The sequence below is a fragment of the Methylomonas sp. ZR1 genome (assembly GCF_013141865.1).
In the GTDB taxonomy this organism is placed as follows: Bacteria; Pseudomonadota; Gammaproteobacteria; order Methylococcales; family Methylomonadaceae; genus Methylomonas.
This window is the reverse complement of sequence record NZ_RCST01000001.1, coordinates 1,444,421-1,454,466: the sequence shown is the minus strand read 5'-3', so window position 1 is coordinate 1,454,466 and position 10,046 is coordinate 1,444,421. Positions and strand designations below refer to the sequence as shown.

Below are 10,046 nucleotides of genomic sequence, written 5' to 3'. Positions count from 1 at the left end.
GCTTACACCAAAGGCAGATAAACATCGGTAACCTGTTCGTGTTCGGCCGTTTCAGACACGCGTTTGATGTAATGAAAAAATACCGGAAATTCCCGCAATTCCTCACCACTTTCCGGCAGCCACTCCCGGTAGAGGTAATAAACACTGTCGCTGATACGGTCGGTTGAACCGATATGGCGCACCACGGCGTATCGCCCTTCCGGAATCTGCTTGTTGGCCACGCCGTGCGAATTGGCCGGCACGGGTTGCTTGACCTCCCCGCAGACATCGAATCGGAATGAGTCCGTGGGCGTGTTAGTCGGGTCGTCATACGCGATACCGAACGTCCGAATACTGATGATCGGCGACAAGCCGCTTTGCTTACGCCAGGTTATGAATTCTCTGACCGTGTCCATAAGCAGGCTGGGTGATGCACGGTGCTCCAGCGCTGCGACTAGGGTTTCTGAAAAATCGACGATGGTAACGTTCATCCGGGGACTCCTTAGGCGTTTGGGCAATAGCATGCGCTCATTCCATGGCTGCCATGCCGGGTGCTTTCGAAATTGAGTAGGCGTTTGTCCAATGCATTTTTTGAACGCGCGGGAAAACGATTCCGCATTCTCGAAACCGGCGTCCAGGCCAATATCGGTAATGCTGCGCCGCTCCTGAAATACCAGTTGGTAAGACGCCTTGCGTAAGCGCAATAACCGAATGTAGCGCGTCGTGCTCAACCCGGTGTAAGCGGAGAACTGGCGTTGAAAGTGAAATCGGGAAAAATTGGCCTGTTTGCTCAGTTCGTCGACCGACAACGGCTTGAACAGATGTTGGTCTATGTAATCGAAACGCATGGCATAGGCCGCGCTGGCCGTTTTATCGTCCACTTTCATACCTCCTCAATCGAGCGCTACTGTAACAAGCGCCTAATCTTCGCGCCTTACTCAACGTGCTCAATTGATACCGGAAATGCGTAGAACAAATGGAATGCACTGGCGCGAGTGCGGCAGATCGTCGGACGCCACCGTTTTGCCGACCACCCGGGAGGCGGGGCCTGCCAGGGATGCAAGCGTGGCAGAAGTATCGCCACTCAAGTTTCGGCGACACAATGGCCTGCTGTCCGCTGCGAGTGGCTGTCCATGTAGTCGTAAAAAGCCTGTCCGTGCGCCGATTCGAACGGCACGCCGCCGCTACGCACACCCTGCTCCAACCGTTCGAACCACGGCCGGCTCATTGCCGGCGAGTTGTGCATCAGCACCATTGCCCGCAGGCTGTTGGGATGGTCCAGACGCAGATAAGTCGATAGTTTGTTATTGCGGAAGCGACGTTGCGAGACTTCTTCGAACACGCCCATCGCCACCAACATAAGCAGCAAGCGGTAGAGGGCATCGGCGTCGGCGCCGACCCGGTCGGCCAAAGTTTGGGCGCTAGCTTCGCCTTCGGCCAAAGCGCCGGCAGTGTCCAACCGCGCGGCGACATACAACGCCCGCGATTGCCAATAGGCCGAACCGATCTGGATCAGGCGGAACGGCGCAGGCACGAGTTTGTTGGGCAGGTTTTGTAGCCAGGCACCGAATCTGGCGAGTTTGGCAAAGCGGCGCACCGCGCCGGCGTTGTTTTGCAATGTCATGTCACGCTCCCGCTTGGGAGGCGGCCATGCCCGCCGCCAACAGCTTGCCGTTGAAAGCGGCGAGTTCGTCGTGGAAGGCTTCGTCCATCTGCCCTCCCATCTGTTCCTCGAAGATGTCTTTCAGCAGCATCGGCATCATCGCAAGACTGACGAAAGCCATGCGCGCCACGTCGGGGTTGATCGTTATATCGATCTGGCCGCTTGCCTTCAGCTGTTCCAGCCGCCGCGCACCGCCGCTGCGGCCGCGTTCCAGTAATTGCAGGATGAAACGCCGGCCCGGCCCGTGGTTGAGGGCCAGCACCTTGAGAATAAGCTTGGGAAACTCGGGATGCTTGCGCATGGTGTCGTAATAGAGGCGTAGATATTCAGCGAAACCACCTGCCTCGGACAGCGTATCGCTGTCAAGCATGTCCAAGAGAGGCTTGAGTGTCTCGCGGATCATTTCTTCGTAAAGGCCTTCCTTGTTACCGAAGTAATAGCGGATCATCGAGATATTGACGCCCGCCTGATCGGCGATGGCGCGGGTGGTGACCTTGTGGTATTCGTCGGCGAGAAAACAGTCCAGCGCCGCCTTGAGCAGACGCGCATAAACCGGGTCGCGAATATCGTTCATCGTAAAAACTCCTGCAAACCATGACAGCGGCAGGTTAGCACCGGCGGCACAGCTACCCTAACGTTTTCGCCAATCAAGATGATGGGTTTGATTGAAGTGCAATAGAAGAAAGCCGATCCCCCTGTCACCGCCTCGCATCGCATTTTCTGCGGGACGGCCAACGACATCCCTTCGCGGTCAGCGCAATAAACGAACCCCAAGCAGCATACAGCCCACGGCAAAGGTGAAAATCCCAACAGTAGACACATACACCGAAATCATAGGCCCCAGCGCATAAACCACGGCGCCGGCGAAGATCAATAATGCCGCCGGCTTGGGATAGATCGTCGAACGGTAGATAGCCAGGCAAAACAGCACGATGCCGATCAATATCGTCGCGGAAGCCGAAATTCTAAACGCCAACACCGCCGGATCGTTTTTGATGACGGCGTCTCGTAACAGAAAGGCGGTTTCCGGATAACCTCGTTGCTGGCGGCGGCCTGCTTTAGCAAAAACAGACAATTACGCATGAATGGCGGATTGCCGATGGCATGTTGCGCGACCAACCAGGCGGCCCAAGCCCCCTCCTCGCCCACAAGACTGTGTACAGGCCAACCGTATTGCTCGATGATGGCTGCAAGGCGAGCGGCATTGCTGATATGTACGGCTTCCATATACGGGTGATAGAGAGCGTGGCCTAGAGAGCCATCGGCGACCAACGCCTCCCGTACTGAAAGGTCGTTTTTTGCCATCGCTACCAGTTCCTGGCTTAACATTTCGTTTGAATGGTGCATCGGGGCTCTGTTTTGGCAATTAGTAAGAGGCGCTTCAGCTTGTGCCGACCGGTGAACGATCTGCCGCGCGCCACGTACCCGGCTGCCAATCAGCGTCGAACGCTAATCTGCTTTAAGCGGACGGACGTTTGATCAAGAGCCGAATCCAAAACCATGTCTCGAAGCCCGCACCAACGATGAAAGCGGCGTTACCGATACCGGAATAACCGACCAGATAACACGCCACGGCTACCGCTAAAATCATGACGGTGATGATGTGATGTTTCATAGAACTCTTCTCCTACGTAATAAAGTTAAGGAACAACATTAACCAACATCCCGGCTAATTCTGTAGCAATCCGCATCAATGGATCGATGGAGGGACCGCGCCAGCAACTGACCAGGATAAAAACTTCCCGATTCAAACCATACCCATCATATAAACCATACACGGCTTAGTCGTTTAAAGGTTCAATGGCCGGGATAGGCAAATAGTAGACATAAAACTGTTCGTCACGTGTCCAACCGGTTGTTCGATAAAGTGCCTGCGCCTCGGTGTTGATTACTGCCGTCGACAAGGTCAGGCGGACTGCGCCTAAGGTTGCCGCATATTCGACTGCCGCCGCTATGAGCCGGCCGGCAATGCCTTGCCTACGAAATTCGGCATCGACAAATAGATCGTTGAGAATGTAGGTTCGAGCCAGCGAGACTGACGAAAAGCTGGGGTAAAGCTGAACAAAGCCGGTGGCTCTATTGACCTGCTCGGCCAGGAATAGTACCGATTCGCCGTGTTCGAATCGATCCCGCAAAAACGATTTCGCCGCATGCGGATCACTGGATTTACCGTAAAACCGGCGGTAATCGTCGAATAACGGAACGAGTGCATCCAGGTCGGACAGCGTGGCTTGACGAACGGAAAATGGCTTCATGACGGCTTCCATCAATGGTTGGCGTTAGGGTTTAGCTACGTCGGCAACCAAATTTGCCATGGCCGCCTGGCCGGATGCGCGCAACGCTTCGATCACGCTGTTGCAGTTTTCCGGCGGCTGGTTTTGGCTGACTTTCCATTTGCCTTGCAGTCGGGTCACGCTGATTTCGATGCCGACAATTTGCGTGAGCAAGCGTTCGGTAAAATCGGCGGGCGCGTCCGCTATTGCCCAAGGCTCTGGGAAACCGGCTTCGAATTCATCCGTCATGGCCTGCAATTGCCCACGAATCCAGGCCGGGTCGTCGATTATCCTTAGTTTGCCGTATGCATGCACGGCGGTGTAGTTCCAGGTCGGCACCACCTTGCCTGTTTGCGGTTTGCTTGCATACCAGGACGGCGAAATATAGGCGTTTTCCGCTTGAAACACCGCCAACACTTCGGTTTGCGGATCGAAGTCCGTCCACAGCGGATTCGATCGGGCGATATGGCCGCGCAAGCTGCCGTAAGGCAAACCGTCGTCCTCTACCCAATGCAGCGGAATGTGATTAGCGTTGAGGCCGTCGGCTGATAAGGTAACCAGCGTCGCCAGCGGATAATCGCGTATCAATGTCTGCATGACATCAATTCGGGGTTCGTTGAAATGCTTAGGGATATACATGAGTGCTTGCTGGATGCTTACTGTTTAAGTGTCGATGCCGTTACACATTGATTTTGTAATTCAATGTCACTTCGTCGCCATGCATGCCTCGGAATCCCCAATTGCAGGCGGGACTTTCATAGATACAAATTTCAATATCCTGGTGAGCGATGCCGATTTTTTCTTGGATGCGATCGAACAGCAAACGAATCAGCTTTTTCTTGGTTGCCGTTTCCCGGCCGCTAATCATAGTGATTTCGATGATCGTATAGGCATCGGTTCTGCCGCTGGGCGCGAACAGGTCGTCTTTTTCCAGCGGGAAGAATCTGTGCGCCCTCTTGTCTTGCGGAAACTTCAGCGCTTCCACCACGCATTCATGAATCACATCGGACAATTGCCGCTTGATGGGGTTGAGATGGTCTTTAATCCCGTAGATTTTGATTTGTGCCATTTGATGATCTAACCGTTGTTATGTTGGGCTTGACTGTTGCGTTACAAACATCCATCCACTAAAACGAGTTTACTGGTGGTTGTTTGATGGCGTAAAGAAAAAAGCGTTTGCGATTCGGGGTCTTGAAGAAAGCTGTTCGCTTGTTCTCGTGATGGAAACTCGATGACAACGACCCTTTCAGGGCTCCAATCACCCTCGATAACGGTCGGCTGTTCGCCCCGGACCACGTACCTTCCGGAATGTTTTTCTATCAATGCCGGTATTTTCAAGATGTATTCTCGGAATCGATCAAAATCATGGATCGTTAGATCCAAAATGAGATAGGCATTCATAGTTTTGCCACGGCCCTTAAAAACGCCGAAACCAAAGGGTGCGGCTGCTCCGGCGTGGATCGGGCTTGCGGCACGAACAGCGTACCAATGAAAAACGGATGATCCGGCCATTCGATCACCCGAATCTCGCCTTCGACATCGGCACCGGTGATTAGCAACGAGCCTTGTTTCAATACCTCGATATAGTTCGGGTTGATGCCGAAATTGCAGTAATACTGTTCGCCGGCGGTCGACGCGCCGTAAATCTCGGCGACGCGCGAGCCGGGCTTGAAGGTCAGCGGCAACTGCCGCCCAGCCAGCGAACAAGCCAGCTGCGAAATAAATAAACTCGAGGCATAGGGATCGTACTCGGCGTGTTGCGCGTCTTTGAATCCCAGCACATTGCGGGCGTATTCCAAAATCATGTGCTGAAAACCACCGCAGGTGCCGAAGCATGGAATGTTGTTTTCTCGGGCATGGCGAATCGCCGACAACGTTTTATCCATGTTTTTATATGGACTACCGGGCGCAATCCAGAGTCCGGAGTAGCGTTCGAACAGCGTTTGGTCGATGTCCTCGGTTGAAACCCAGTCGGCGTTAATCTCCAACCCCAAAGCCGCCTTGGCATGTTCGATGGCGGCGTTGGTCGCCAAATGCGGCGGAAATGTCGGCGTGTATTCGCCAAGCAATGCGATTGATAAAGTCATGGCTGAGTCAATTTCTGGGTGAGTTCAGGGGGTGATCGCTTTACAGATCGCCGGTGCGGTTCGATACAAGCAGGAATAATGAGAAAGTCCGTCCAGTACCGTGATTTTCGAACAGCTAGGCAACGCCGATGCCAGAAAATCGGCCATGGCAAGCGGCGACCAGTTGTCTTCCGCGCCGTGCCAGATCTGAGTATCGACGTTGATATCGGCCAGCGTTGCTTTCCAGGGCTGGACGTAGGCGATGACGTCGCGAGCATAGCCTAGGGAATCGCGCTTGAAGCAGGTTTTGAGCGTTTTCATCATCGTGATCCGAAACCCCTGATCGGCCAGCAACGCTCGGTCTTCGCCGGCTACGCTGGCAAATAACATCCGCAACAACAGGCCGGGAAATCGACTCGCCAACCATCCTTGTACCCGAGCCAGCAGCAGAAATGTCGACGGATGATTTTGAGCCAGCCGGAAAACGGCTTTTCCCGCCGCCGCGTCGATAAAGTTGCCGGCATCCAGCGGCGCGGCGGCGGAAACCAAATGCAGGCTGCGGACTTTGCCGTTCATCGCGCGACAAACTTGCAAGGCAACGAAAGCGCCGATCGAAAAGCCGATAAAATCAACGGGTTTATCGCCAACCTTCTTGGCAATCTCATCGGCTATGCATTGGTAATAAGCATCGCCTTGCAAACTAGGGGCTATGGTCGAGCGGTCATAACAAATTATGGTCAGCTGATGTTGTTTGCCATAAATATCGAATATTTCGCATTCGTCAGGCGAACCCGGCGTACCGTGGAAATAAATCACCGGCCGGCCGTCGGCGGCGCCGAATTGGCTAAATTCTATTGATGGCATAACGGCGGCATCCTGTGTTTCCAAGGTTCGGCTTGTTCGAGTTGGGCGGCCAGTTGCAACAATAGCCGGTCGTTACCGGTTGCCGCCATGAACTGCGCGCCATGCGGCAAGCCGTCGCCGCTCCAATACAGCGGCATCGACATGGCCGGTTGGCCGGTGATGTTGGCAAGAGGGGTGAACGGCGTTTGCTGCACGGCTTTGCTGATGATCGCATCCAGCAAGCTGTCGGAGAATAGCTTGTCGGCCAAGCCGGTCGCCAGCAATCCGCGCATCAGCCATTGTTCCAAGACGTTGGGATCGAGCGCGTCGGATGCCAACGGTGGCGTGGCGACCGTCGGCGTCAGGATCACGTCGTAGCGACTATGAAAATCGGCCAAACGTCCGGCAATCCGCTGCCAGACAGCCAGCGCCTGCTGCAGCTGTTCGTCGCTCACGCCTTTGCCGATGCCGGCCATCAGACGGGTATTCAATTCGATGGCCAGCTGAGGCTCGGTCAGCTCCAGCAGTTGCGCCATGTTGGCGACATCCCGTGCGGTATAGTAAAAAATTACGGTCAGAAAGGCGCGCATCAATTCGCGGCCATCGAAGTTCCAGGCCGCTTCCTCCACAACGTGGCCGAGCGCTTCGCAGTGTTTGGCGGCTTTGGCCGCGGCAGCGATACACTCGCGGTGTATCGGCGTTTCGACCGGAGCCCGGTTGATCAGCGCAATTTTCAGGCGTTTCGGTGGCTGCGTGGCGGCATATAGATAAGACTGGGGCGGCGGCTTGGTCGCGGAGTAAGCCTGATCGGTGTTGCCGGTCACCAGATCCAAATAGGCGGCGCTGTCGCGCACGCTGATCGTGCAGACATGGCTGACCACCGCCCCACCCCACGCCTTCGATAAATCTTCGAAGCGGTTCAAGCCTCGGGACGGTTTGAAACCGAAGATGCCGCAATAGGAAGCCGGCAGCCGGATCGATCCACCGCCGTCGCTGGAATAGGCCATAGGCACGATGCGGGCAGCCACGGCTGCGGCACTGCCGCCACTGGATCCACCCGAATTAAGGCTTAAATCCCAGGGGTTGCGGGTGCTACCGAACACGGCGTTGTTGGCCAGCGCCGATGCGCCGAGCTCGGAGGTGTTGGTCTTGCCGAAAGTAATCAAACCGGCGGTATTGAGCCCGGTGGCCATTTCGCTATCGGCGGCGGGACGGTAATCCTTCGTCGCCACGCTACCGTTCGACATCGGGACGCCTGCAAAACGCAGCATCAAATCCTTGACCAGAAACGGCACGCCGGTAAACGGCCCACGGTTGCCTAGATTTTTCACCAGCGATTCCGCCAATTCATCCATCGGCGTGACGACGGCATTCAGTAACGGATTGAAAGCGGCCAAACGCGCCTGAGCCGCCTTCAGCAATTCCCCAGCCGTGACCTCGCCGGATTGCACCAACTGCGCGAGGCCCAAGGCGTCGTATTGCGGATATTCTCGGAAAGGATTCATTGTTCAATCAGCCCCTGTTAACGCAGGGCATACCAATAAATAACATCAACGCGCCAGCGACCACAACCACATCGGCCACGTTGAACACACCGGTGCGGATTGGCCCGATGCCCATGTTGATAAAATCCACCACATAGCCGCCGTACATCAATCTATCGATCAGATTGCCCAAGCCACCCGCCAATAACAGCGTATATGCCAATATTGAGGACGGCGAGGTCGATTTTGCAAGCAAGATGTAACCCAGCAAAGCCAATAACGCCAAGGCAACACCACCTGAAAACAAGCCGTCGCGCAGGGTGTCCGGAAGCGACGACCCCAAACCCAAAAATGCACCGTGGTTGTGGGCCAACTGCAAGCGCACGGTATCACCCCAAAACGACCAGACTTCGGTCTCGGATAAAAACGATTGGGCTATGGACTTGGTGGCCTGGTCGCAACCGACGCAGGAGACCAACACAATAAAGACCAGGAGTGCGCGTTTCATCATGTTCATTTCGGTGTTTCCTCAGGTTAGACGTGTTCTTTTATTTCAAGACTTGGATCTACAAAGTCCCAGGGCTGATGGCTTGCATGCCAAAAAACGGTTTGTGGCTTAAACAAACCGGGATTGTCCAAGGTCGCGGCATGGAAAAACAGCATGCCCGGATAACCCGATGATTTCTTTAAAACCGGATTGCCGCAAGTCGGACAAAAGCCGCTCGTGACGGTATTGCCGCTATCGGCAGTCAGTTCGTAAAATTTCAGCGCTCCCGAAATCATCGTGTCGTTTGCCGATGCCACAAACTCGGCCGAATGGCCTGTGCCGGTGATTCTTTGACATTGCCGACATTGGCATAAAAAAGACAAACGCGGCGCGGATTTCACTGCGTATCGAACCGCTCCGCATATGCAGCCGCCTTTAAATTCGCTCATGTCATCTCTCGAAGTTGGGGCTTAATCGCTACGATGGTCGTCATTCGATTAACGACTTCGTTAAACGCCATCCTCAAGCCACAATCGGCAAGGATTTTCACGACATTGTTTGGAGAGACACGGACTTTATAGTAGGAACTCACTTTTTGCTGCCAGCCGTTTTCCGTTTTAATCTGCAACAAATCCGTCACCCGCACCCGGTCTGCCTCATAATCTAGGCAGCAGGTCAGTATTTTGGTGTCGTCACTTTTTACTGGAATAAAGCGCTGATCGCCTGTGAGTGGCGTTGAATAATCTCGAAAAGATAAAACCAGTTTTCCGCTTTCAATTAACGATTCGCAGCAATCGATAATCAATTGCCGAATGTCATCCAAGCTTTCGAGATGCGTCAGTGTGTCGCCGCAGCAAATAATAAGTTCAGGTTTGGGATCGGCATATTCTTTGACCTGACGAATATCGTCATTAAAGCCGATAACGGAAAGTCTCTGCGCATTGTCGATCAATTCGGATAACAGCTGTTGGTTAAAGTCGATTGCTTTTACCGTGTATCCCAGTTTGGCCAAGGATACGCTTTGTACACCGTGCCCTGCTCCCAGATCTAAGGAAATTGAATTACTTTTTGGAGATAAATCGTTTGCCGCCAAGAATTGTTGAAATTCTTTTTGCCTGGCGTCGAAGTCTCCAACCATCCACGCATAAAAATCGCCAAGATGCCGGTCGTAGTGTTCTTTTACGGTCATGCTATTTCCTGTAGTCTTTCAGTTATTCGATTCCCAATACATCGTGAGTTTTAAATAAAGTA

At 54.0% G+C, this 10,046-nt stretch carries 15 protein-coding genes and 1 pseudogene; all 16 read right to left on the bottom strand.

Going from position 1 to position 10,046, the window contains the following annotated elements; all coding sequences use genetic code 11:
• Positions 1–2: 2 nt before the first annotated feature.
• Positions 3–860, bottom strand: a complete 858-nt coding sequence (locus tag DDY07_RS06640) for a GyrI-like domain-containing protein (RefSeq protein WP_367650856.1) — start codon at positions 858–860, stop codon at positions 3–5.
• A 203-nt stretch (positions 861–1,063) separates the two neighbouring features.
• On the bottom strand, positions 1,064–1,603 hold the full coding sequence (locus tag DDY07_RS06635) for a methyltransferase dimerization domain-containing protein (protein ID WP_171695280.1): 540 nt from the start codon (positions 1,601–1,603) through the stop codon (positions 1,064–1,066).
• 1 nt (position 1,604) lies between these two features.
• Positions 1,605–2,216, bottom strand: a complete 612-nt coding sequence (locus DDY07_RS06630; RefSeq protein ID WP_171695279.1) for a TetR/AcrR family transcriptional regulator — start codon at positions 2,214–2,216, stop codon at positions 1,605–1,607.
• Between the two features lie 177 nt (positions 2,217–2,393).
• Positions 2,394–2,717, bottom strand: a complete 324-nt coding sequence (locus DDY07_RS06625) for a hypothetical protein (RefSeq protein ID WP_171695278.1) — start codon at positions 2,715–2,717, stop codon at positions 2,394–2,396.
• A gap of 5 nt (positions 2,718–2,722) precedes the next feature.
• Positions 2,723–2,947, bottom strand: a pseudogene (locus tag DDY07_RS24410) (hypothetical protein); the annotation flags it as partial.
• A 154-nt stretch (positions 2,948–3,101) separates the two neighbouring features.
• Positions 3,102–3,257 carry a hypothetical protein gene (locus DDY07_RS06620; RefSeq protein ID WP_171695277.1) on the bottom strand — a complete coding sequence of 52 codons (156 nt, stop codon included), beginning with the start codon at positions 3,255–3,257 and terminating at the stop codon, positions 3,102–3,104.
• A gap of 166 nt (positions 3,258–3,423) precedes the next feature.
• Positions 3,424–3,897, bottom strand: coding sequence for an N-acetyltransferase (locus DDY07_RS06615; RefSeq protein ID WP_171695276.1), 474 nt, complete (start codon positions 3,895–3,897; stop codon positions 3,424–3,426).
• A 24-nt stretch (positions 3,898–3,921) separates the two neighbouring features.
• A complete protein-coding gene (locus DDY07_RS06610) occupies positions 3,922–4,554 on the bottom strand; it encodes an FMN-binding negative transcriptional regulator (protein ID WP_171695275.1) in 633 nt (210 codons plus the stop codon).
• Positions 4,555–4,594: 40 nt separating this feature from the next.
• Positions 4,595–4,984, bottom strand: a complete 390-nt coding sequence (locus tag DDY07_RS06605; RefSeq protein WP_171695274.1) for a tautomerase family protein — start codon at positions 4,982–4,984, stop codon at positions 4,595–4,597.
• A gap of 41 nt (positions 4,985–5,025) precedes the next feature.
• Positions 5,026–5,316, bottom strand: a complete 291-nt coding sequence (locus tag DDY07_RS06600; RefSeq protein ID WP_171695273.1) for a DUF1330 domain-containing protein — start codon at positions 5,314–5,316, stop codon at positions 5,026–5,028.
• Complete coding sequence (locus DDY07_RS06595; protein ID WP_171695272.1) at positions 5,313–6,002, bottom strand: CTP synthase; 690 nt, start codon at positions 6,000–6,002, stop codon at positions 5,313–5,315. The genes DDY07_RS06600 and DDY07_RS06595 overlap by 4 nt, the downstream gene beginning before the upstream one ends.
• A gap of 24 nt (positions 6,003–6,026) precedes the next feature.
• A complete protein-coding gene (locus tag DDY07_RS06590; RefSeq protein ID WP_171695271.1) occupies positions 6,027–6,845 on the bottom strand; it encodes an alpha/beta fold hydrolase in 819 nt (272 codons plus the stop codon).
• Positions 6,833–8,329, bottom strand: coding sequence for an amidase (locus DDY07_RS06585; protein ID WP_171695270.1), 1,497 nt, complete (start codon positions 8,327–8,329; stop codon positions 6,833–6,835). Before DDY07_RS06585 ends, DDY07_RS06590 begins: the two co-directional genes overlap by 13 nt.
• Positions 8,330–8,336: 7 nt before the next feature.
• Positions 8,337–8,825, bottom strand: a complete 489-nt coding sequence (gene lspA, locus DDY07_RS06580; protein ID WP_171695269.1) for a signal peptidase II — start codon at positions 8,823–8,825, stop codon at positions 8,337–8,339.
• 17 nt (positions 8,826–8,842) lie between these two features.
• On the bottom strand, positions 8,843–9,244 hold the full coding sequence (locus DDY07_RS06575) for a GFA family protein (protein WP_171695268.1): 402 nt from the start codon (positions 9,242–9,244) through the stop codon (positions 8,843–8,845).
• Positions 9,241–9,984: a bifunctional 2-polyprenyl-6-hydroxyphenol methylase/3-demethylubiquinol 3-O-methyltransferase UbiG gene (locus DDY07_RS06570; RefSeq protein WP_171695267.1), complete on the bottom strand. Its 744-nt coding sequence runs from the start codon at positions 9,982–9,984 to the stop codon at positions 9,241–9,243. The genes DDY07_RS06575 and DDY07_RS06570 overlap by 4 nt, the downstream gene beginning before the upstream one ends.
• Positions 9,985–10,046 lie beyond the last annotated feature (62 nt).